The sequence below is a fragment of the Ruegeria sp. CI8 genome (assembly GCF_056536865.1).
This window is the reverse complement of sequence record NZ_JBQFQL010000001.1, coordinates 1,103,297-1,124,212: the sequence shown is the minus strand read 5'-3', so window position 1 is coordinate 1,124,212 and position 20,916 is coordinate 1,103,297. Positions and strand designations below refer to the sequence as shown.

Genomic DNA, 20,916 nt, shown 5'->3' with positions numbered 1-20,916 from the left:
AGATTTTCAGGCGCCGACGGCCAAGCGAGTGTTTTCCACCGTGTCCGTCTGGGGATCGCGCAATACATATCCTCGGCCCCACACCGTTTCGATGTAGTTCTCGCCGCCCGTGGCGTTGCTGAGCTTTTTGCGCAGCTTGCAGATGAAAACGTCGATGATCTTGAGTTCCGGCTCGTCCATGCCGCCATAAAGGTGGTTGAGGAACATCTCCTTGGTCAGGGTCGTGCCCTTGCGCAGGCTCAGGAGCTCCAGCATCTGGTATTCCTTGCCGGTCAGATGCACCGCCTGATTGTCGACCTCGACCGTCTTGGCATCCAGATTGACCGCGATTCGTCCGGTTCGGATAATCGATTGCGAATGACCTTTGGATCGGCGGATGATCGCATGGATCCGCGCCACCAACTCCTCGCGGTGGAACGGTTTGGTCAGGTAGTCGTCGGCCCCGAAACCGAAGCCCTTGATCTTGCTTTCGGTGTCGTCGGCTCCGGACAGGATCAGGATCGGCGTTTCAACCCTTGCAATGCGCAACTGACGCAGGACTTCATGTCCGTTCATATCCGGCAGGTTCAGATCAAGCAGGATCAGATCGTAGTCATACAGCTTGGCCAGATCTATGCCTTCTTCGCCCAGGTCCGTCGCATACACGTTCAGGTTGGCATGCGTCAGCATCAGCTCGATGCTTTTTGACGTGGTCGGATCATCCTCGACAAGAAGAATTCGCATTGCACTGCTCCAATTCAGGTCAACTATTCCAGTTCGGGTTAACCCTGATCACAATTGGTTAATCTGACGTTACCGTTGAATCATTTATTCGCTTTCGCCTTTAGGTTGTCTATATTTTTTTAGCGCCGTCACTTTCAAGGCCTCGATTCCGTGTTCGGCGACCGCAGACACCCATGTGTTGAACTCTTCGTCACTCAGGCCGTATCGTTTCTTGGCATCCGACAAGGAGATCAATCCATAAAGCACGCCTCGAACGACAATGGCCTTTCTTGATGCGACCCAGCGTTTCGTATCCGCAGGCGGCAAATCCGCTCGGGACAAAACAGACCCATCCGGCAGGGTAACTGACCTTGGTCCCTCAACTTTGTGCAAATACATCTTTCGACCCTTTTTCTGGTGCCACAAAGCTGACGGCAGTCTACTTAATGCGCGGTGAAACCGCCCCTTGAGAGTGCGTAGAATTTTCCTATATTCTGCCGGTCTTTCTTAACCCGGACTGGAACAGCCCATGGCCCTCGACACCGAGACCCCTCTGAACTCGCTTGGCTTTGCCAAACCCCCGTCGGAAACGCGGGTGGTCGTCGCCATGTCGGGCGGTGTCGACAGCTCAGTCGTGGCGGCGTATCTGGCGGATCAGGGTTATGACGTTGTTGGCGTAACCCTGCAGTTGTATGACCACGGGGCGGCGCTGGCCAAGAAGGGTGCGTGCTGTGCCGGGATCGACATCCACGACGCCCGTCGCGTGGCCGAGGAGCGCGGTTTTCCACACTACGTTCTGGATTATGAAAACATCTTCAAGGACGCCGTGATCGACGAGTTCGCCGACAGCTATCTGGCCGGCGCGACTCCGGTGCCCTGCATCCGCTGCAACGAGCGCGTCAAGTTCAAGGACCTGTTGGAAACCGCCAAGGATCTCGAGGCCGACTGCATGGCGACCGGCCATTACATCCAGCGCAAAATGGGTCCCAATGGCCCCGAATTGCACTGCGCCGAGGATGCCAACCGCGACCAGTCCTATTTCCTGTTCTCAACCACGCCCGAGCAGTTGGAGTTCCTGCGCTTCCCGCTGGGGCATTTGCCGTCCAAGGACGCGACCCGCGAGATGGCCGCGCAATACGGGCTGAGCGTAGCCGATAAGCCCGACAGCCAGGACATCTGCTTCGTGCCCAACGGCAACTATGCCAGCGTGATCGAGAAACTGCGCCCCGGCGCGGCCGAACCGGGCGAGATCGTTCACGCCGACGGTCGCGTTCTGGGCCAGCACGACGGCGTAATCCACTACACGATCGGCCAGCGACGCGGTCTTGGCATCGGCGGGCTCAGTGAGCCGCTCTATGTCGTCAAGCTGGACGTGGATCGCAAACAGGTCGTCGTCGGCCCAAAGGAACTGCTGGCCACCCGCACCATTCCCGTGCGCGAGATCAACTGGCTGGGCGATGAGCCCTTCACCTCGCAGAAAGATTGGCATGTTTCGGTCAAGGTCCGCTCGACCCGCCCCCCGCGCGAGGCAATCATCCGCCCGCTGACCGACACCACCGCCGAGGTCGAATTGCTGACGCCCGAAGAAGGCGTCTCGCCCGGTCAGGCCTGCGTGTTCTATGAAACCGGTGGCAGCCGGATCTTTGGCGGCGGCTGGATCTGGCGCGGTTACTGAACCGCGTCGGTCCATGAATTGCTGAGGATATAAAGCCCGGCGCAGACCATGACATAAGGCACGAGGTACTCCAGCCGTTGCGCCAGGCGCCCCGTCATGATCTGGGCGCGCCCGCCGATCAGCCCCACGATCGCAAGGGAGAGCGCTGCTAGTCCTGCCCCAAGCACACCTGCCAGCCGGAAATCGGGGGTCGAGTCCGCCAGCAAGGGGGCGAGGACCGCAAACGTGTCCATCGAAAGGCTTGTGAACAACAACATTGTCACAAGCGCCGAGGCGCTGCCCGGCACTGCGGGCGCGTCCTGCGCATTTGTTCCGCGAAGCTGTCGAGCGGCCCCGAAAAGCCCCAAGGCCAGAGGGATGGCGCCGAGGTAGCCCGCCCAGTGCGGCACAACATCTTCGACCCCCAGCGCCAGCAGGAAAGCCGCGCCGATCACAAGCCCCTGTGCCAGCAGGAACCCCAGAACCGCGCGTTGCGGACCGGTGACGATCATCAGGGCGACCAGAGCCATGAGGTTGTCGAGATTGGTCAGCACCTGCGCCATGAAGGCCGAGGCCGCAAAGACCACATAGTCCAGCATCACGGCGTCATCCGCTCCAACACCGCGCGCGCGGCCCGAAGACCGGGTGCTTCGCCACCGCGGCCGAGACGTTCCATCGTGATGGCCATAGCCTGTTCCTGCGCGTCCGGCGCGGCCGACACGGAGGCAAGCGCGGCGGAAATGGCTTCAGGCGTGCAGTCATCCAGCAGGCATTCCGGCACTGTCCGGGTTTCGGACACCAGGTTGACCAGCGTGACCGTATCCAGCTTGACCATGCGTTCGGCGATCTTCTGGGTCAGCCAGGTCAGTTTATAGGCAATCACCATCGGCGTGGACTGGGCCGCCAGTTCCAATGAGACCGTGCCGGATGCGGCCAGCGCGATCTCGGCGGCGGCAAAGGCCGCACGTTTGCTGGCCACCGCCTGATCCGTGGCGATGTTGCGCGGGTCCACCACGACCGGCTGACCCGGCCAGGACCGGACATGGGCGGCCACGGTATCGGCCACATGCGCGACCGCCGGAACCACCACTCGCATGTCGGGGCGGTCTTTCAGGTACAGGTCAAGCGCCGCTCCGAATACGGGCGCCAGCCGATCGACCTCACCCTGGCGCGAGCCGGGCAAGGCCAGCAGGATTGGCGCGTCGCCCAGCCCGTGATCGGCGCGGAACTGTGCGATCTGCGCGTCGGTTGCAACCGGCTCGCTGGCCACCGGGTGGCCGACGAAATCGCACTCCATTCCGGCGTTTTCCATATAGGGCGGCTCGAACGGCAGCAGGGCCAGAACATGGTCGATGACCTTGGCCATCTTGTCCGCCCTCTTGGGGCGCCAAGCCCAGACGCTGGGCGCGACGTAGTGCACGGTGCGTATATTGCTGCGCGCCTTGACCTGCTTGGCCACGCGCAGCGAAAAGTCGGGGCTGTCGATAGTAATCAGAACGTCGGGCTGGGTATCAAGAACGGCCTGCGCCGTTTCGGCGATGCGACGTTTGAGGTGAAAGAACTTGGGCAGAACCTCGACCAGGCCCATCACGCTGAGCTCGGACATCGGGAAGCGGCTGACCAGACCCTGAGCCTGCATCAGCGGCCCGCCAACCCCGTCGAATTCGATATCCGGAACAAGGGTCTTCAACCCCTCCATCAGCGCACCGCCCAGACGGTCGCCCGACGGTTCACCGGCGACCAGAAAAACGCGCATCAGACGGCCCGCTCATGTACGTGCAGGAACAGGCCCAGGCGGTCGCATTCCGCGATCACTTGGGGCCGGTCCAACACGATCACCCCACCCTTTTCGATGACGATGCCGGACAAACCGGCCGCAACGGCGCTGGATACGGTGTCGGGGCCGATGGCAGGCAGATCGGCACGTCGGTCTTGGCCCGGCTTGGGGCCCTTGAACAGAATACCACCGCCCGCATCAGGGCGAGCGGCCAGAGATTGCAGCATCCAGGCCGTGCCGAAGGCCCCTTCGACAACCAGAACTTGGCCTTTGTGAACAACGCAAGCCTGTCCGATATCCGCTGCCCCCATGGCACGCAGGACACCCACGGCCCGGTTCGCATCGCCCAGTTCCGCCTCGGTCGGCTGTGCCTGGGTCAGACACCCGAGAGGAGGCAACAGGTCCGGAGCGATCTCGTGTGCGGCCCGCACGCGCAGTCCGGCGCCCTCCAAAATGCCGATCACCGCCCGCAGGGCTCCGTCGTCACCCGACACCAGCGCCTGCTGGATGATCGGAACCAAGGGCATGGTCTGCGCGTCAATCCGGGCGGGGTTTATGTCTGGCCTGCGGACCGCACCTGCGAGGCATACATCTGTGACGCCGCGCGCTTTGAGCTCGGCGACAAAACTGCCCAACTGCTCCAGCGGGAAGGTCACGTCTGGCGTCACAGTGTCGGGCTGAAATCCCTCCATCGCGCAAACCAAGGGGCGTTCCGGCAGGTGTGCAACCAGTTCGTCCGGCAAAACCCCTGTTCCCGCGATCAGAGCCAGCATGATCCTATTTCCTTGGTGTCAGGAACGAACGATCGCTTTCGCCCGTCACGAATTCCACGATCTGACGCACATAGTCGCTGTCTGTGCTGTCGCCCAGACGCTTGGCGCGGTCCATAAAGGTGCCCTCGCCTTCGGACAGCTCGCGAAAGGCTGCACGCAGCGCCGAAATGTCCGCGCGGGAAACGCCGCGGCGTTTCAGGCCAACAAGGTTCAGCCCCTCCAATTCGCCGCGCGAGGCCTGAACCAGGCCGTAAGGGATGACATCGTTGGGCACCATGGTCAGCGCACCGATGATGGCGCCGCGGCCCACGCGCACCCATTGATGCAATCCGGAAATGCCGCCGATGATCACGTCATCCTCGATGATGCAGTGGCCGGCGGCGCCGGAATGGTTCACCATGATCACCCGGTTGCCGATCTGCACGTCATGGGCCACATGGACCCCGGCCATCAGTAGGCAGTCATCGCCGATGCGAGTGACGCCGCCGCCGCCCTCGGTGCCGGTATTGACCGTAACGTGCTCCCGGATGCGGTTTCGCTTGCCGATTTCCAGCCGGGTGTTTTCGCCCCCGAACTTGAGGTCCTGCGGGATTTCACCAATCACCGAAAAGTTGAAGATGACGCAGTCGTCACCGATCGAGGTCTCCCCTGTGACAACCACATGCGATTTCAATTCGACTCGGTCGCCCAAACGCACCTGTGGCCCCACATGGCAGAACGGGCCGATTACGCAGTCCTGGCCGATCTGAGCGCCGTCTTCAATGATCGCGCTGGGATGAATTCGGCTCATGCTGTTTTTTCCATATCCCAATCGACATAGGCCGAGAACTCGGCCTCGGCCGCCACTTCGCCGTCAACGGTCGCACGGCCGCTGAACTTGAAGATCTTGCCGCCCTTCTTGCCGCGCACGGTTTCGACATGCATTTTCAGCACGTCACCCGGCACCACTTTGCGTCGGAATTTGCACTTGTCGATATTCATGAAATAGATCAGCAGCTCGCTGTCGATGACATCCATGCCGACGCCCAGCATAACACCTGCGGTTTGCGCCATCGCTTCGACGATGGTCACGCCGGGCATTATCGGCGTTCCGGGGAAATGGCCCTGGAAATGCGGCTCGTTCATGGTGACGTTCTTGATACCAACCGCCGACTGATAGCCGTCAATCTCTTCCACCTTGTCAACCAGCAGGAACGGATAGCGATGCGGCAGGATCCGCTGGATCAGCTGAATGTCGGCGCTCTTGGTTTCCGTGGTCATTTTCAGGATGTCCTGTTCTCGAGGTCTCGTTCACGCGTGGTTAGCAATACCCGTACCCAAGGGCAAGCCACGCTATGGCTTGTCGCCCTCTTCCAGCTGCGATCCGTCGCCGATGGCCGCGTCGATCTTGCGGATGGCGATGGCCGTAACATCCGAGGCGTCCGAGCTGAGAAATACGTTGGATCGTTCGATGATCAGCGATGCGCCTGTTTCACGCAGCAGGTCGACGAGCACGGGCTGCGCCATCTCAAAGAACTGGTTGCGCGCCTCGTCACTGCGGTGGGCCAGAGCATCCAGTTTCGCGCGTTGCCCCTCGCGGTGAGACTGGACCTTTCGGTCGAAGGCTTCTGCAAGCGGGCGGAACTCCTCGGGGCTCAGGACTTCGCGCTTTTGCGTCAGCTCTTTTTCCTCGCGGCTCAGCTCGGCAACGATGCGTTCATTTTCAGCGGCCAGCGCAGCACTTTCTGCTTCGATCTCATCAAAAACCCGTCGCCCGAATGCGGACTCGGTAAATATTCGGTCGCTGGAGATGGTCAGCACGCCGGATTGCGGTACACCCAACTGCTGGGCTGCCACTGGGAGCGACACCACCAGGAAGATCAAAACACACAGGGCCCGTGACGGGCCCTGTGCAAACTTCGATATTGCTTTAACCATGGACGTCAGAACCGTGCCTGAATGGTAAAGTCGAAGTTCTGCTCTTTGTCGAAGTCTTCCTTCTTCACGGCCTGCGAGAAGTTGAACCGCAGCGGACCGAACGGCGTATCCCACAGCAGCGAGACGCCGATGACCTGACGGATCGACCCGTCTGCGCCGACGATATTGGCACCCGTCGTATCAACATTGTTGATGTTGTACAGGTTGCCGATGTCATAGAAGACACCGCCGCGCAGCCCCAGTTCCTCGGGCAGCCCCAATGGGAAGTCCGACTCGAACCGGGCGACCCAGTAGTAGTTGCCGCCGATCGCATCATCCTGCCCGTTCGACAGGTCACGAGGGCCGATACCGGCCGGCTCGAAGCCGCGGAACGTTGTCGGACCCAGAACATAACGGTCAATTGCCCGACTGAAGTCGTCACCTTGCCAATGGAGCGCGCCGGCCTCGAAGGACGCACGCAGCGTCATTTCCTCGTTCAGAACCTTTGTCTGGGCAATCGCCCGGGTCGAGGTCTTGAAGTACTTGTTGTCGCCACCAAGGCCAGCCGCGTCCACGCCGACCTCGAACAGAACACCTGCATTCGGGTTCAGGCCGCCCAGCCGGCTGTCATAGACATAGGCCAGCCCCAGCGAGCTTGTCGAACGCTTGCCTTGCGCGATTTCCGACGCGATGACTGCCCCGTTGACCTCGTCATCCTGCTGCGACATCTCGGACTTGTTCCAGTTGTAACGCAGCCGCAACGAGGACAGTTCGCCAATCGCATAGCTGAGCTGCGGATTGATGAACACGCTCTTGGTGTCATAGCTGGCAAAGCTGGAATTGGTCCTTGAAAGGCCAAAGCCCAGATCGAAACGCAGTTTCCGGCCCAACAGGTACGGTTCGGCAAAGTTGATGACGTACTGCTCAGAGTCCTGCGCAGTCGACAGCGTCAGGCCAAATTCCTGTCCGCGCCCGAGGAAGTTCCGTTCCTCAAGCCGGATGGCGATCCCGAAACCGTCGGAAACCGAGTAGCTGCCGCCCAACGCCAGCGAACCGGTCGGCTGCTCCTGGACATCCACGTCCACGATCACCTGGCTGGGGCTGGACCCTTCGCGAGTTTCCACATCCGCGACCGAGAAGAAACCCAAGGCCCGGATACGTTCGGCACTCTGCCGGATTTCGCGCGGGTTGAAGGGGTCACCCTCGACCGTGTCGAACTGGCGCCGGATGACCCGGTCCAGAGTGGTCGTGTTGCCCTCGATGTCGATCCGTTCGACGAAAATGCGCGGGCCTCTGGTCAGCACGAACTGAACGTCCAGCGTCAGGTCACGGTCGTTGCGGGTCACACGCGGCTCAACGCGCAGAAAGTCGACGCCCTGCTTCAGGCCAAGACGCTCCTGCCGAGCGATCGAATTCTCAATCAGAGTTGGCGAATACGTAACACCAGGTTTGATCTTGAGGGCCTTCTGATACTCGGCCGCATCAACGCCCGGGATTTCGCTGACCGTCGAGATGTTGCCGAACGAGAATTTCTGACCTTCGGTGATGTTCATCACCAGATAGAAGGCGTCGCGCTCCCGCGTGAACTCGACATTGGCGCTGTTGATCCGAAAATCGACATAGCCGCGCGACAGGTAGAAATCACGCAGAACCTGTTTGTCGAATTCGATGCGGTCGGCAATGAACGTGTCACCGCGCAGGAAGGTACGCAGGATGTTGGCCTGCTTGGATTCAAGGACACGGCGCAGACGACGGTCGGAATAGGCGCGGTTTCCAACAAAGCTGACGCGCTCGATCTCAATCGTGGTGCCTTCTGCCACTTCAAAAACCAGATCCACCCGGTTGTCGCTGCGGCGGATGATCCGCGGAATGACAGTGGCCGACACACGCCCTTGCGCCGAGTAGATTTCGGCGATCTTGTCAGCGTCGGACTCTGCGACCTGCGGCGTGAACACCCGGCGCGGCTGCGACGAGATTGCCTGGATCAACACGTCATCCTTTACGCGGCGATTGCCCTCGATGCTGATCTTGTTGATCGTCGGATACTCGGCGACCTCGATCACCAGAGTGTTCCCGCGCGGGGTCAATTCGACTGTCTCAAAAACACCACTGTCAAGCAAACGCTGGTAGGCGTCATTCAACTGGCCCGCAGTGACTGTCTGACCGGGTGTGATTCCTGTCCGGGCGATGATGGTGGACGTCTCAATGCGACGGTTGCCCTGAACATCGAACGACGAAATCGTGTAGGTCTGGGCTTGGGCGGCTTGCGGTACCGCCGTAAAACTCATTGCCGCAAAGAGGAAAAAAATCGTTAGTGCCCGCCACAAAATGTTGCCGTGCGGTTGCGCAGTACCGCAGGATGTGCCCGCGCCTCTCCTGTAAGCCATTTTTGTCTCTACCTAGAATTTCGGACTTTAGAAGTTGAGTAGCCGCTCTGGTGGGCCTTGTCAAAAGCACAAACGAAAAACGCGACCGGATCGGTCGCGCTCGGGTCGTTCAGCTGGGTATGGGGAATCACATACCGGCCAGATATGCGGCGCCGGCCAGTGCCAAAGCGGTCAGCCCAAAGCTGAGCAACGCGTCCCAGTTCAACACGAACAGGAAACTGAAGCCTCGGTAGGAATTCCGCAATGCCTTGGTCATTGGTCACGGCCCGCTTAATTGCATGTCTCGGCAAAATTGCCCCAAACAAACTAGGTTTGAATTGAGGCAATTTTGCGACCGCAACGCGTCAATGCCGCCACAATCAGCAGAACAGGTCGTTGCTTACCGAGAAGATCATGAGGCTGAGAATTAACGTGATGCCCACCGCCATCAACAGTTGCAAAGCTCGGTCGCTGGGCGGTTTCCCCGCGACTGCTTCGTAGGCGTAGAAAACAAGGTGGCCCCCGTCCAATGCCGGGATTGGGAACAGGTTCAGCAGGCCTACAGCAGTGGACAGAACCGCGATGAAGAAGATGAAGCTCTGCGCCCCTTGGCTCGCCATCGCGCCTGAGGTTTCCGCGATACCAATGGGTCCGGACATGTTGCAGGTGCTGATCGCACCGGTGACCATGTGCCATATGCCGGACAGCGACCCCTCGATGATGCGGCCGGTCTGGATGACACCGCCGTGCAGCGAGTCAACGAGACCCGCGGGTTCGGTCGCCGGCACCAGCATCATGCCGCCGACGATTCCAATCCGCCATTCGGTTTTGAAACCGCCGTCCGCCTGCGGTTCATCCGTGCGACGCGGCGCCAGTGCAAATTCCAACTCGGCGCCGTCGCGCCAGACGTCCAGCAAAAGCACCTTTCCGTCCGAGCTTTCGACCTTTTCCTTGAGCTGTTCGAAGGCAAAAATCGGCTCGCCATCAACCGAGGTGATGACGTCGCCCGCCTGCAACTGGATGTCCATCGCAGCACTGCGCGGGGCGACCTGCTGGATCAAGGGCGGGAACAGCCACGGGGCCGACACGTCGAGGGTCTGGCCGTCGCGGATGACAGTGTATTCGAGAACCGGCTGCACCGGCAGCGCCTCGGTAAACTCGGTCCAGGCCCCCTCCTGATCGAAATCAGGCGTGGGAATGCTAGCGATCGCAACGATTTCGTCCCCCTCCTGAAGCTCCTGCACGGTGCCCGGCAAAGGTTTCAGCGATCCGACCGTCAGTGGCTCACGCGTCACGCCTTGCGACCAGAAGATCAAACCGAAGACAAGGATCGACAGAACGAAATTGAAGACCGGCCCGGCTGCAACCGTGGCAGTCCGCGCCCAAAGCGGTGCGCCATGCATCGTCCGACGCAATTCCTCGGGGCTTTGCGTGGTGATTTCGGCCATCGTCTCGGCGTCCTTGCCCGAGGCCGCATTGGCATCGCCCAGGAATTTCACGTAACCGCCAAAAGGCAGCAGAGCGATCTGCCATTTGGTGCCGCGTTTGTCCATTCGGCTCCAAAGCACCGGACCAAAACCCAACGAGAACACCTCGGCATGGATCCCCGACCAGCGGCCAACGATGTAATGCCCGTATTCATGCACCGCCACGATGACGGACAGCGCCACGACGAATGCGGCAATCGTATAGACCAGCCCACCAAATTGCGGGATCAGCGAGAGTATGTCCAAAATTCTATCCTGCTCTTCGTAGTACGGCGTCATCCACCCATTGACGTGCCAGATGGTCCGTTTTCAGGACGTTATCAAGGGTCAAAGGGGCATCAATAAGGCCGCCTGCATCGTCGAAACGGCCCAGAACGGCGGCCACGGCGTCGGTCATGTCCAGAAAGCCGATGCGTTGACCGATGAAATGATCCAACGCACGCTCCTTGGCGGCGTTGAAGATCGCGCCTGACAGGCCACCGCGCTGCATGACCTCGCGGGCCAGCCGCAGGGCCGGGTAACGCGCCGGGTCCGGATCACGAAAACGCAGCTGGCCCAACTTGGCCAGGTCCAGGCGCGGCACCGGCAGGTCGCGCCTTTCGGGCCAATGCAGTGCATAGCCGATCGCATGCCGCATATCAGGCGCGCCCAAATGCGCCATCACTGCGCCATCGCGAAATCCGACGAGAGCATGCACGATGGATTCCGGGTGAACCACAACCTCGATCCGTTCAGCGTTGATCCCGAAAAACTCTTTGGTCTCGATTACTTCCAGCGCCTTGTTGAACATCGAGGCGCTGTCGATCGTTATCCGCTGACCCATGTCCCAATTGGGGTGGCTCGAAGCTTGCTCGACCGTGGCGCCGGCCAGCTTCTCGACCGGCCAGTCGCGAAAGGCGCCGCCGCTGGCAGTGATGATGATGCGCTCGACCGCATCCATGTCTTCACCCACAAGCGCCTGAAAGACCGCCGAATGTTCGCTGTCGACAGGCAGCAGACGCGCGCCATGGCGTTCCGCGGTTTCCAGAACAAGCGGGCCGGCACACACCAGCGTTTCCTTGTTTGCCAAGGCCAGGGTCGCGCCTTGCTTCAAAGCCTCAAGCCCCGGCGCCAAACCGGCCGAGCCAACAATGGCGGACATGACCCAGTCTGCCGGGCGAGCGGCCGCTTCGATCAGCGCGGTTGCGCCCGCGGCAGCCTCGATCCCTGTGCCGGACAATGCATCACGAAGATCATCCAGATGCTGGTCAAAGGCGGTTACTGCCACTTCAGCGCCCAGCCGGCGGGCGTCCTGCGCCAACTGCCGGACATTCGCCCCGCCGGTGACGGCGACCACCTTGTAATCCTCCGGGGCCCGAGCAATCAGATCGATCGTATTCTGGCCAATCGATCCGGTCGCGCCGAATATCGAAACCTTTCGCATCAGATTTCCCCAGGCGAATAGACCAGCGACGCGATCAGAACCATCAGCGATGCACCCATCATGCCGTCAAATCGATCCAGAAAACCGCCATGTCCTGGCACCAGGTTCGAGCTGTCTTTGACCCCGAATCGCCGCTTGACGGCGCTTTCCACGATATCACCGGCCTGGCTGGCCATCGAGGCCAGGACCGAAACCAAAACAAACCGATAGCCAAACCCGGCATACGCGGCAACGGCTGCGCCCACCAGCGCGGCTGCCACCCAGCCGCCCGCCGTGCCCGACCAGGTTTTCTTGGGGCTGACCCGCGGCCAGAACTTCGGGCCACCGAACGTCTTTCCCACGAAGTACCCAGCTACGTCCGTGGCAACGACGACCAGGATCAACCAGACCATCCAGCCAAACCCCATCGTCTCGCGGATCTGGATAAACCCGTAACCCGCACAGGCAATCCACATGGCAAACAGCACGTAGATCCCGCGTGAGTGCGAGACCTGCCCTGCCCCGACCAGTGCGGGCGCGATCAGAAAGGGCAGTTTGTAGAGCGGCGGAACATGATAGCTGAGCATGACGGCAACGCCGGTCAGGATTCCCAACTGAACCGCGACGCCCATCCGATCGGAATCGATCATGCGAACCAGTTCCCAGGTCATCAGACCGCACGCTGCGGCAACAAATGTCTCGAACCATAGTCCGCCCAGCCAAACCTCGACCGCTCCAATAGCGACCAGTACCAGGGCAGACAACACCCGGGTGGTGAGGTCGGACCATCGGCCGTCCGTCATGCCGGAACTGCTCCGAACCGGCGTTCGCGCGACCCGAAGCTCTTGCACAGCCGTTCCAGCTCGGCCGCGGTGAAGTCGGGCCAGAGCGTGTCGATGAATTCGTATTCCGAGTAAGCGGATTGCCAGAGAAGGAAATTCGATATCCGCGCCTCGCCGCTGGTGCGAATGACCAGATCGGGGTCAGGCAGGACGCGCGTGTCCAGATATCTGGGCAGCGTTTCCTCGTCGACATCTTCTGGCCGCAAGTTGCCTGCGGCAACGTCCCGCGCCAGCCGCTTGGTTGCCCGGGCCACTTCGTCCCGACCACCATAGTTGAGAGCGACGGTCAGGTGGACAAGGTCATTGTCGGACGTCTCGCGCTCCAGCGTGTCCATCAACTCGATCAGTTTGGCATCCAGCCGCACCCTGTCGCCGATGAATCGGACACGGATACCGTTTTGGGCCAGTGTTCGGGTTTCCTTGATGATGTAGCGCTTGAACAGGCTCATCAAACCGGCAACCTCGACCTGGGTCCGTTTCCAGTTTTCCGTCGAGAAGGCAAAAATCGTCAGGTACTTGATCCCCAGCCCCGGGCAGGCTTCGACCACTTCGCGCACCCGACGGGCACCGGCGTGATGCCCGTACAGCCGTGGCCGGCCGCGCGCCTGGGCCCACCTACCGTTGCCATCCATGATGATGGCCACGTGACGCGGTCCACAGGGGGGCTCGTTTTGGGGATCAGCGGGCATGGCTTGCGCTCAAACCTGCATGATTTCGGCCTGCTTGGCCTCAAGGGCCGCATCTACGGCCTTGATCATCTGGTCGGTCAGTTCCTGAACCTCGGTTTCCCAGAACTTCTGATCGTCTTCCGACAGGCCGTCGGCCTTGGCTTTCTTGATCTGATCCATGCCATCGCGGCGCACGTTGCGAATGGCAACGCGGGCGTGTTCGGCGTATTGCCCGGCCACTTTGCCCAGCTCGCGGCGGCGCTCTTCGTTCAGCTCGGGGATAGGCAGCATGATGATCGTTCCGTTCAGCTGCGGGTTGATGCCCAGTCCGCTTTCCCGGATCGCCTTTTCCACTTTGCCGACCAAAGACTTGTCCCAAACATTCACGGTGACCATGCGCGGCTCGGGAACGTTTACAGTGCCGACCTGGTTGATCGGTGTCATCGACCCATACGCATCCACCATAACCGGCTCGAGCATCGAAGCCGACGCACGCCCGGTGCGCAGCGACGCGAATTCGGTTCTGAGGTTGGCCATCGCGCCATCCATGCGGCGTTTCAAATCATCGGTGTCCAGTTCAAAATCGTCAGACATGCTGCTCACTCCCCGTCTTCAGGTGATGTTGGAATGGCTCTTACGCCATCGCACCTGGGATGTATAGCAATCATGATCGGGAAATGTGGCAATGACCAGAGTTGTTTCCGCGAAAAACCCGATCCCCCAAACAAAAAAGACCGACCCTGTGGCGGGCCGGTCTGGCACAGAAAAAACCAAGGCTCAGGCGTTCAGGTCAACGACCACGCGTCCCTTGACCTGACCGTTGAGGATGTCGGCACCCAGCTTCGGAAGATCATTCAGAGTGGCCGGCTGAATCATCGCTTCCAGCTTGTCCATCGGCAGATCCGAAGCCACCCGCTGCCAGGCCCGCAGTCGGTTGTCGAACGGCTGCATCACGCTGTCGATACCCAACAGGTTGACTCCGCGCAGCAGGAACGGAATGACGGTCGCCGGCAAGCCCGCGCCACCGGCCAGACCGACCGCTGCCACTGAGGCGCCATACTTCATCTGACCCAGAACGCGCGCCAGCATTGCGCCCCCGACGGCATCAACGCAGCCAGCCCAGGTTTCGCTTTCCAGCGGACGTTTGGTGGTTTCGTTCAACTCGTCACGCGGCACGATCGACGTCGCACCAAGCGCCTTCAGATAGCCTTCGGTTTCAGGCCGCCCGGTCACTGCCGCAACTTCGTATCCCAGATTGGCCAAAATCGCCGTGGCAACCGAGCCGACGCCCCCGGCTGCACCGGTTACCAGAACCGGCCCGCGGTCGGGCGTCAGACCGTGATCTTCCAGCGCCATCACCGCCAGCATCGCGGTAAAACCGGCAGTTCCCACGGCCATGGCCCGGCGCGTGCTCAACCCCTCGGGCAGAGGGACGAGCCAGTCGGCCAGCGCGCTGGCCTTCTGGGCGTATCCGCCCCAATGCGCCTCACCCACGCGCCAACCGGTCAGCACGACCTTGTCGCCGGGTTTGTACCGGTCGTCCGAGGATTCTTCGACAGTTCCAGCATAGTCGATCCCGGGCACATGCGGATAATTTCGGACCAGGCCGCCGCCCTTGGGCGACATGCACAAACCATCCTTGTAGTTGACGGTCGAGAACTCGACGGCCACACGTACTTCACCATGCGGCAAGTCATCTTCCGAGATCTGCTTGATCACCGGGCTGGCCAGTCCGCTTTCCTCGTCCTTTTCCATCACCAACGCGTTGAACATATTCCGATTCCTTTCATTGACCGTGGCCCGAGCGATTTCTCATCTGGCCCAAATGCTTCCCGGGCGCGTCCCGCGCGCTCTTCCCGGCTCAAATCCAGAACTTGTCCTGCACGATTGCAGTCCGCATTCCAGACGGCGTTTCGACTTCAACCTGCGTTCCCGGATCCCAATGGCTCAGCCGTAGCATACCGATCGACACGTTGGTTTGAAAATCCGGCGACCAGGTGGCCGAGGTCACCTGGCCCACACGCTTGCCGCCGCCATAGACCGGCCACGGCCGATCGCAGGGGGGCACCGCGTCGCCCTCGATCGCGATCGGACGGATTTGCTGAACCGGCCCCTCTTTGGCCACCCGCAACAGCGCATCCCGCCCGATGCAGCCAATGGCCGTATGCGTGTTGCAGAACTTGCCCAACCCGCATTCATGGGGCGTGTTGTCATCGGTCATGTCATTGCCGTAAGACAGCAACCCGCCCTCGATCCGCTCGATCAGGTTGGGGCAGCCCGCCCGAACCTGCAGGTCCTCTCCGGCGGCAAAAAGCGCATTCCACAAGGGCATGCCGACGTCGCCGCCTTCGACATAGATCTCGAACCCGCCCTGTTTGGAATAGCCCGACCGCGCAATCGCCAGATCACGCCCCTCGAACTGGAACATGTCGAACTTGAAGAAGCGGATATCACGCACCCGGTCGCCAAAGACCCGCGCCATCAGGTCATCCGAGTTGGGTCCCTGCACCGCCAAGGGCGACACGTCTGGTTCATCCACCAGAACATCCAGCCGATATCCGTTGGCCAAGCCTTTGACCCACAACAGCAAATCGCTGTCTGCGATCGAAATCCACCAGCGGTCATCCGCCAGTTTCACCGCCACGGGATCGTTCAGCATTCCCCCGGTTTCGTCCACGATCGGCACATAGTAGCACTGGCCCGGCAGCATGCCGCGCAGGTCGCGCGGGGTCAGCATCTGCATCAGCCGCGCCGCATCGGGACCGCGCAGTTCGACCTGCCGCTCGCATGATACGTCCCAGACCTGCACGTGGGTTTTGAGATGCCGATAGTCGGCCTCGACGCTTTCAAATACCGTGGGCAGCAACATCCGGTTGTACACGGTATAACCTTTGACACCGGCCGCCTCGACCCCGTCGGAGAACGGCGTGCGCCGCAGCCGGCGCGACAAAGAAATCTGTGGCACTTAGACCTCCTCGGGCAAGAAAACGAGATCACTGACCGGGGCCCCAGACCCGGCCTCGGTCAGCATTTTGTGGATTTGTCCCCGGTGATGCGTTTGATGATTGAAAAAATGCATCACACACACGGCGTAAGGTAATGTAATGTTTTCTTCTTTTGCGGCGGAATACCATGTGAACGGGCCCGAGATTGGCTCGTCGCCCAGAGTATCAACCCAAGCATCGATCCGGGCATCGATGGTCTCGCGCAGCGGCAGCCAGTGCGCCAGATCCGGGCACAGGTGGACGCTTTCGTGAATACCGCCGCCCTTGCGGTGCGGATTGCTTTCAGGCCCCGGACCTTTGTCGAACCGGGACATCCAGATCCAGTCGCCCCACAGCAGATGGTTGGCAGTCCCCAAGATCGACCCGAAAAACGCGCCGCGTTCCCGGGTCAACTCCTCGGGAGAAAGCTCTTGAAGAAAACCCGCCAACTGGCTGTTCTGCCAGCGGTTATAGCGGGCCATCTGCCGAGCATAGGCGCCGGTGATCATCACTTGGGTCCGTGCCAGTCGATCGGGCAGATTTCGGCAGATTTGCCGCCGAAATCCCAGACACGACCATAGTCGCGCACCTTCGACTTGGTGCCACGCGCCACGATGATGTCCGGACCCATCCAATACTTGGAATTGGACACCATGACCGGATGCTCGGGATCTTTGCCTGCCAGCATCTCGATCTCACCCTGGATCTTGCGGCCGATGACGATGCGGCGTTTGTTGCCGTCGCGCTCGATCTGCACCGGAGCACGCTCGGCGCCGATGATTTCACTCACCAGCATCGTGAACAGCCCAGTGGTGCCACCGGCCTGCCCGCTGAAAATCTGCAACAGGCCGTTGTACGCCTTGCCACTTGCGCGCTCATCCACGTACGCGGCGACCTTCCACTGGCCTTCGCCCATCCGGCCGGGAATATCGACCAGCAGACCAACGTTCAGACCCGACAGGTCCTCACCTTCATAGTGTCCCTCGTCGATGATCACACCCATCCACGCATGACAATGCCCTTCGGTGGGAGGGTGCGCCCCCAGCGAAACCACGCAGGGGCAGAACACGTCGCACGAGCAGTTCAGGATAAGCTCACCCTTGATGGTCCAGTCCGTGGGGCTCATCTCGCGGCGCTTGGGATTGGGCATCCGGCTGTCAATTCGCTGACTGACCGGCAGCTTGTCGGCATCGGGTTTTCTGTTTTTTGCCATCGGCTTATCCTCCGTATGCAATTGGGTAGATCAGCAGCCCAAGGCCACCTGCAATCAAAGCGAAGCCCAGCGGCCGTGTCAGAACATGACCGATCTGGGGCAATTTCTCCAACACCATGAACAGGGTCGCCAAACCCATCCACAGCAGGCTCATCACGCCTCCGACAAAGCCAAGCGCCATGAACCCCCAGCAGCAGCCGACACAAAAGGCGCCCAGCCCCAGCCCCAAGCGCAGACCGCCAGAGAAGCCGGTGCGCCAGTGTCCAAGGAAATAGGTCATGGGTGCATGACACACCCCGTGGCACACCTCCTTGGCGCGCGTGAATTGAAAGGCACCGACGGCAATCAGAAGACCGGCGGCAAAAAGCGGAGACTTGGCAATGCCCAGCATGTCGATCACGCCCCCGAACAGCAACGCCAGCTGAACACCTGTGATCAACGCGGCGAACCCGGCCCAGACCACGAAATAGCCCAACAGAACGCCGACCCACCCAAGCCTTGTTCCATTGGCGCTCTGGATCAAATCCTCATAGCTTCTCAGTGTTGGAACCAGCGTCGGAAGCATCATCGCGGCCATCATGATCGCCCACATCACGAACAGCGGGCCGAACTCGGCCATCGGCATGTACATTTCCATGCGGGGATCCATCGCACGCATCGCTTCGGCCATTGGGCCGGGTCGACCAATCCAATCGACGCCCATGTCGCGGCTCATGGTGTACATCACCCACCAGGCCCACAGGATCAGGACGAAAAAGCCCAGCCACAAACCGCTGCGTAGAAGTGCCCGACTCATGTTCCCTCCCGACTCGGTGCTTGCTTTTCAAATGTCAGACTTTTAAATGTCAGACAAATAGATTTTTCACGGCGGCCTGCAGAAGATGAAAATCGATCCCCAGAAAAGCACCGACCTGTCCGCGCAGATCGCCCAGGCCATCCGCGATGCCATCGTATCAGGAGAGCTGATCGTGGACGAGCGCCTGCCCTCGGAATCCGAGCTTGCGGACCAGTTCCAGGTGTCGCGCCCCACCGTGCGCGAGGCGCTGAAACGGCTGGCGGCGCAATCGCTGATCCGTACCCAGCGCGGCGCGACGGGGGGTGCCTTCGTCAACCGGCTGAGTTTCCAGGACGCCTATTCTCAGCAGATCACGACTTCGACGCTGTTGCTGTCGATGAACGAGGTCAGCTTCGACACCGCTTGCGAGGCCCGCTATGCGTTGGAACGTGCCTGCGCGCGCCTGTCGGCCCAGCGGCGCACCGCCGATCAATTGGCCACCATGCGCGCGGAAATCTTCCGTCAGGCGCAGCCCGGTCTGACGGATGAGGCCTTCTGCGCCTCGGACGTGGCCTTTCACCGGGCGCTGGTCGATGGTGCGGGCAACCCTGTCCTGTCTTATCAACTGGCCGGCGCGGTCGAGGCGATGCAGCCCCTGATGAACATGATCACCTTCACCGCCCGCTCGCGCGAGGAGATCATCCGCCTTCACAGCAAGATCGCCGACGCGCTGGAGGCGCAGGACGCCGAAACAGTCGACGCTGCTCTGGTCGAGCTGGAAACCTACACACGCCGCCTGGCCCATGATGTGGCCGAACGTCGGCGGAAACCGGCCTGAAGACACTCTGAATTCTTCTTGACGCATCACATCAACGGAAAGGACACTCGAGCAGGCAGACCATCATCCGGCGGGAAGACCGGCACTCTCAATAAATTTGATTTTCAATGACTTACGGGAGGACGTTATGAACAAAAGACCGGATCCAACATTCTATCCATCCGCCAAGATGGCCATGGAGGCCCCGCCCGAAACCTTGGCCTTCACGCTGATGCTCAGCCCCGATTTTTCGCAGCCCGATGGCTTGGCGGTTGTGAATGTCGACCCAACTTCGGGCGATTACGGAAAGATCGTTCACAAGGTGATGATGCCCAACAAGGGCGACGAGTTTCACCATTTCGGATGGAACGCCTGCTCCTCGGCCCTGTCTCCGCTGACCGGCCACGCTTTTCTTGAGCGCCGGTACCTGATCATCCCCGGTATCCGTTCCAGCCGGATCTACGTGATTGACGTGAAAGAGCCGCTGAAGGCCAAAATCCACAAGATCATCGAGCCCGAAGAAGTCTTTGCAAAGACGGGGTATTCCCGCCCCCACACGATCCATTGCGGACCCGAAGGTATCTATGTCAGCACCTTGGGCGGTGGCGGACCGGATGGCACCGATGGACCTCCGGGCATCTTCATCATGGATTGCGAGACCTTCGACATCATCGGGCGTTACGAGATCGAGCGCGGCGTGCAGGACAAGCACTATGATTTCTGGTGGAACCTGCCGCGGGACTACATGGTCAGTTCCGAATGGGGTCTGCCCCCGCAATTCGAAAACGGGATCGTGGCCGAAGATCTTCTGTCGAACAAATATGGCCACCGGATCCATTTCTGGAACCTGCGCGACCGCACCAACATCCAGACCATCGACTTGGGCGAGAACCACCAGATGGCGCTGGAAATCCGGCCGGCGCATGACCCGGTCAAGCAATACGGGTTCTGCGGCGTGGTGGTCGACACCACCAACCTTCAGGGTGCGATCTTTACCTGGTGGCGCAACAAGGATGGCAGTTTCGAGGCCAAAAAGACCATCATGATCGACCCGCAACCCGCTGATCCGGATGATCTTCCCGATCTGCTCAAAGGGTTCTCGGCGGTGCCTCCTCTGGTCACCGACATCGACCTGAGTCTGGACGACAAATACCTGTACGTCGCGTGTTGGGGCACCGGTGAAATGCACCAATACGATGTTTCGGACCCGATGAAGCCCAAGCTGGCCGGCAAGGTCGAGATCGGCGGAATCGTCAAGAAAACCAAGCATCCCAACGGCAAGGACTTTGGTTATGGCCCGCAGATGGTCGAGATCAGCCGTGACGGCAAACGCGTCTACTGGACCAATTCGCTTTATTCCACGTGGGATGACCAATTCTATCCCGGCGATCGCGGCGCTGCGATGGTCAAGGCGGATGTGGGCGAAAAAGGCGGCCTGACACTGGACAAGGATTTCTGGGTGGATTTCCCGAAAGGGTATCGCAGCCACCAGATCCGGCTTGAGGGAGGAGACTGCTCCACCGACAGTTTCTGCTACCCTTCGGTCTGAATTGGACGCCT

23 protein-coding genes are annotated in these 20,916 nt (G+C 60.5%); 3 read left to right on the top strand and 20 right to left on the bottom strand.

Annotated elements, in window-relative coordinates:
- Positions 1–6 precede the first annotated feature (6 nt).
- Both ctrA and sciP read right to left on the bottom strand, forming a co-directional pair.
- Positions 7–723: a response regulator transcription factor CtrA gene (gene ctrA, locus ACR0DA_RS05500; protein ID WP_170339250.1), complete on the bottom strand. Its 717-nt coding sequence runs from the start codon at positions 721–723 to the stop codon at positions 7–9.
- Between the two features lie 84 nt (positions 724–807).
- On the bottom strand, positions 808–1,101 hold the full coding sequence (gene sciP / locus ACR0DA_RS05495) for a CtrA inhibitor SciP (RefSeq protein WP_170338674.1): 294 nt from the start codon (positions 1,099–1,101) through the stop codon (positions 808–810).
- Positions 1,102–1,231: 130 nt separating this feature from the next.
- Here sciP and mnmA point away from each other — a divergent pair, with 130 nt between their 5' ends.
- Positions 1,232–2,377: a tRNA 2-thiouridine(34) synthase MnmA gene (mnmA, locus tag ACR0DA_RS05490; RefSeq protein WP_480753221.1), complete on the top strand. Its 1,146-nt coding sequence runs from the start codon at positions 1,232–1,234 to the stop codon at positions 2,375–2,377.
- Here mnmA and ACR0DA_RS05485 read toward each other — a convergent pair.
- From ACR0DA_RS05485 to ACR0DA_RS05400, 18 genes are all read right to left on the bottom strand, one after another.
- A complete protein-coding gene (locus ACR0DA_RS05485; RefSeq protein WP_174820234.1) occupies positions 2,371–2,955 on the bottom strand; it encodes a hypothetical protein in 585 nt (194 codons plus the stop codon). The two genes, mnmA and ACR0DA_RS05485, sit on opposite strands and share 7 nt — an antisense overlap.
- Positions 2,955–4,112, bottom strand: coding sequence for a lipid-A-disaccharide synthase (lpxB, locus tag ACR0DA_RS05480; protein WP_480753219.1), 1,158 nt, complete (start codon positions 4,110–4,112; stop codon positions 2,955–2,957). Before lpxB ends, ACR0DA_RS05485 begins: the two co-directional genes overlap by 1 nt.
- Positions 4,112–4,906: an LpxI family protein gene (locus tag ACR0DA_RS05475; protein ID WP_480753218.1), complete on the bottom strand. Its 795-nt coding sequence runs from the start codon at positions 4,904–4,906 to the stop codon at positions 4,112–4,114. Before ACR0DA_RS05475 ends, lpxB begins: the two co-directional genes overlap by 1 nt.
- Positions 4,907–4,910: 4 nt before the next feature.
- On the bottom strand, positions 4,911–5,696 hold the full coding sequence (gene lpxA / locus ACR0DA_RS05470; RefSeq protein ID WP_170339261.1) for an acyl-ACP--UDP-N-acetylglucosamine O-acyltransferase: 786 nt from the start codon (positions 5,694–5,696) through the stop codon (positions 4,911–4,913).
- Positions 5,693–6,166: a 3-hydroxyacyl-ACP dehydratase FabZ gene (gene fabZ, locus ACR0DA_RS05465; protein WP_170339263.1), complete on the bottom strand. Its 474-nt coding sequence runs from the start codon at positions 6,164–6,166 to the stop codon at positions 5,693–5,695. Before fabZ ends, lpxA begins: the two co-directional genes overlap by 4 nt.
- A gap of 72 nt (positions 6,167–6,238) precedes the next feature.
- Positions 6,239–6,823 carry an OmpH/Skp family outer membrane protein gene (locus ACR0DA_RS05460; RefSeq protein ID WP_170600592.1) on the bottom strand — a complete coding sequence of 195 codons (585 nt, stop codon included), beginning with the start codon at positions 6,821–6,823 and terminating at the stop codon, positions 6,239–6,241.
- A 5-nt stretch (positions 6,824–6,828) separates the two neighbouring features.
- Positions 6,829–9,189 carry an outer membrane protein assembly factor BamA gene (gene bamA, locus ACR0DA_RS05455; RefSeq protein ID WP_170363502.1) on the bottom strand — a complete coding sequence of 787 codons (2,361 nt, stop codon included), beginning with the start codon at positions 9,187–9,189 and terminating at the stop codon, positions 6,829–6,831.
- A 127-nt stretch (positions 9,190–9,316) separates the two neighbouring features.
- A complete protein-coding gene (locus tag ACR0DA_RS05450; RefSeq protein WP_254920122.1) occupies positions 9,317–9,445 on the bottom strand; it encodes a hypothetical protein in 129 nt (42 codons plus the stop codon).
- A gap of 103 nt (positions 9,446–9,548) precedes the next feature.
- On the bottom strand, positions 9,549–10,901 hold the full coding sequence (gene rseP, locus ACR0DA_RS05445) for an RIP metalloprotease RseP (protein ID WP_480753216.1): 1,353 nt from the start codon (positions 10,899–10,901) through the stop codon (positions 9,549–9,551).
- Between the two features lie 4 nt (positions 10,902–10,905).
- Positions 10,906–12,078 carry a 1-deoxy-D-xylulose-5-phosphate reductoisomerase gene (gene dxr / locus ACR0DA_RS05440; protein WP_170445838.1) on the bottom strand — a complete coding sequence of 391 codons (1,173 nt, stop codon included), beginning with the start codon at positions 12,076–12,078 and terminating at the stop codon, positions 10,906–10,908.
- On the bottom strand, positions 12,078–12,860 hold the full coding sequence (locus ACR0DA_RS05435; protein WP_170338692.1) for a phosphatidate cytidylyltransferase: 783 nt from the start codon (positions 12,858–12,860) through the stop codon (positions 12,078–12,080). The genes dxr and ACR0DA_RS05435 overlap by 1 nt, the downstream gene beginning before the upstream one ends.
- On the bottom strand, positions 12,857–13,588 hold the full coding sequence (gene uppS, locus ACR0DA_RS05430; protein WP_170357748.1) for a polyprenyl diphosphate synthase: 732 nt from the start codon (positions 13,586–13,588) through the stop codon (positions 12,857–12,859). Before uppS ends, ACR0DA_RS05435 begins: the two co-directional genes overlap by 4 nt.
- Positions 13,589–13,597: 9 nt before the next feature.
- Positions 13,598–14,161: a ribosome recycling factor gene (gene frr / locus ACR0DA_RS05425; protein WP_170338696.1), complete on the bottom strand. Its 564-nt coding sequence runs from the start codon at positions 14,159–14,161 to the stop codon at positions 13,598–13,600.
- 183 nt (positions 14,162–14,344) lie between these two features.
- Positions 14,345–15,340 (bottom strand): acryloyl-CoA reductase, encoded by a 996-nt coding sequence (gene acuI, locus ACR0DA_RS05420; protein ID WP_170339277.1) that lies wholly within the window; start codon positions 15,338–15,340, stop codon positions 14,345–14,347.
- An 88-nt stretch (positions 15,341–15,428) separates the two neighbouring features.
- Positions 15,429–16,532 (bottom strand): dimethylsulfoniopropionate demethylase, encoded by a 1,104-nt coding sequence (locus ACR0DA_RS05415; RefSeq protein WP_170367073.1) that lies wholly within the window; start codon positions 16,530–16,532, stop codon positions 15,429–15,431.
- On the bottom strand, positions 16,533–17,060 hold the full coding sequence (locus tag ACR0DA_RS05410) for a DinB family protein (protein WP_170339281.1): 528 nt from the start codon (positions 17,058–17,060) through the stop codon (positions 16,533–16,535).
- Positions 17,060–17,764, bottom strand: a complete 705-nt coding sequence (locus ACR0DA_RS05405) for a DUF1326 domain-containing protein (protein ID WP_170371106.1) — start codon at positions 17,762–17,764, stop codon at positions 17,060–17,062. The genes ACR0DA_RS05410 and ACR0DA_RS05405 overlap by 1 nt, the downstream gene beginning before the upstream one ends.
- 4 nt (positions 17,765–17,768) lie before the next feature.
- On the bottom strand, positions 17,769–18,560 hold the full coding sequence (locus tag ACR0DA_RS05400) for a DUF2182 domain-containing protein (protein WP_480753213.1): 792 nt from the start codon (positions 18,558–18,560) through the stop codon (positions 17,769–17,771).
- Positions 18,561–18,645: 85 nt separating this feature from the next.
- Here ACR0DA_RS05400 and ACR0DA_RS05395 point away from each other — a divergent pair, with 85 nt between their 5' ends.
- Both ACR0DA_RS05395 and ACR0DA_RS05390 read left to right on the top strand, forming a co-directional pair.
- The gene (locus ACR0DA_RS05395; protein WP_170339285.1) at positions 18,646–19,377 is read left to right on the top strand and encodes a FadR/GntR family transcriptional regulator; all 732 of its coding nucleotides are present in this window, start codon (positions 18,646–18,648) and stop codon (positions 19,375–19,377) included.
- Positions 19,378–19,504: 127 nt separating this feature from the next.
- Positions 19,505–20,905 carry a selenium-binding protein SBP56-related protein gene (locus ACR0DA_RS05390; RefSeq protein ID WP_170339288.1) on the top strand — a complete coding sequence of 467 codons (1,401 nt, stop codon included), beginning with the start codon at positions 19,505–19,507 and terminating at the stop codon, positions 20,903–20,905.
- Positions 20,906–20,916: the final 11 nt, after the last annotated feature.

Bases quoted from the DNA above. Each gene is read 5' to 3' on its own strand.
- ACR0DA_RS05390 (WP_170339288.1), top strand. From the start codon at position 19,505: ATGAACAAAAGACCGGATCCAACATTCTATCCATCCGCCAAGATGGCC.
- ACR0DA_RS05475 (WP_480753218.1), bottom strand. From the start codon at position 4,906: ATGCTGGCTCTGATCGCGGGAACAGGGGTTTTGCCGGACGAACTGGTT.
- ctrA (WP_170339250.1), bottom strand. From the start codon at position 723: ATGCGAATTCTTCTTGTCGAGGATGATCCGACCACGTCAAAAAGCATC.
- ACR0DA_RS05435 (WP_170338692.1), bottom strand. From the start codon at position 12,860: ATGACGGACGGCCGATGGTCCGACCTCACCACCCGGGTGTTGTCTGCC.
- ACR0DA_RS05410 (WP_170339281.1), bottom strand. From the start codon at position 17,060: ATGATCACCGGCGCCTATGCTCGGCAGATGGCCCGCTATAACCGCTGG.
- frr (WP_170338696.1), bottom strand. From the start codon at position 14,161: ATGTCTGACGATTTTGAACTGGACACCGATGATTTGAAACGCCGCATG.
- bamA (WP_170363502.1), bottom strand. From the start codon at position 9,189: ATGGCTTACAGGAGAGGCGCGGGCACATCCTGCGGTACTGCGCAACCG.
- lpxB (WP_480753219.1), bottom strand. From the start codon at position 4,112: ATGCGCGTTTTTCTGGTCGCCGGTGAACCGTCGGGCGACCGTCTGGGC.
- ACR0DA_RS05405 (WP_170371106.1), bottom strand. From the start codon at position 17,764: ATGGCAAAAAACAGAAAACCCGATGCCGACAAGCTGCCGGTCAGTCAG.
- ACR0DA_RS05395 (WP_170339285.1), top strand. From the start codon at position 18,646: ATGAAAATCGATCCCCAGAAAAGCACCGACCTGTCCGCGCAGATCGCC.
- lpxA (WP_170339261.1), bottom strand. From the start codon at position 5,696: ATGAGCCGAATTCATCCCAGCGCGATCATTGAAGACGGCGCTCAGATC.
- ACR0DA_RS05400 (WP_480753213.1), bottom strand. From the start codon at position 18,560: ATGAGTCGGGCACTTCTACGCAGCGGTTTGTGGCTGGGCTTTTTCGTC.
- mnmA (WP_480753221.1), top strand. From the start codon at position 1,232: ATGGCCCTCGACACCGAGACCCCTCTGAACTCGCTTGGCTTTGCCAAA.
- sciP (WP_170338674.1), bottom strand. From the start codon at position 1,101: ATGTATTTGCACAAAGTTGAGGGACCAAGGTCAGTTACCCTGCCGGAT.
- ACR0DA_RS05485 (WP_174820234.1), bottom strand. From the start codon at position 2,955: ATGCTGGACTATGTGGTCTTTGCGGCCTCGGCCTTCATGGCGCAGGTG.
- ACR0DA_RS05450 (WP_254920122.1), bottom strand. From the start codon at position 9,445: ATGACCAAGGCATTGCGGAATTCCTACCGAGGCTTCAGTTTCCTGTTC.
- acuI (WP_170339277.1), bottom strand. From the start codon at position 15,340: ATGTTCAACGCGTTGGTGATGGAAAAGGACGAGGAAAGCGGACTGGCC.
- fabZ (WP_170339263.1), bottom strand. From the start codon at position 6,166: ATGACCACGGAAACCAAGAGCGCCGACATTCAGCTGATCCAGCGGATC.
- ACR0DA_RS05460 (WP_170600592.1), bottom strand. From the start codon at position 6,823: ATGGTTAAAGCAATATCGAAGTTTGCACAGGGCCCGTCACGGGCCCTG.
- uppS (WP_170357748.1), bottom strand. From the start codon at position 13,588: ATGCCCGCTGATCCCCAAAACGAGCCCCCCTGTGGACCGCGTCACGTG.
- dxr (WP_170445838.1), bottom strand. From the start codon at position 12,078: ATGCGAAAGGTTTCGATATTCGGCGCGACCGGATCGATTGGCCAGAAT.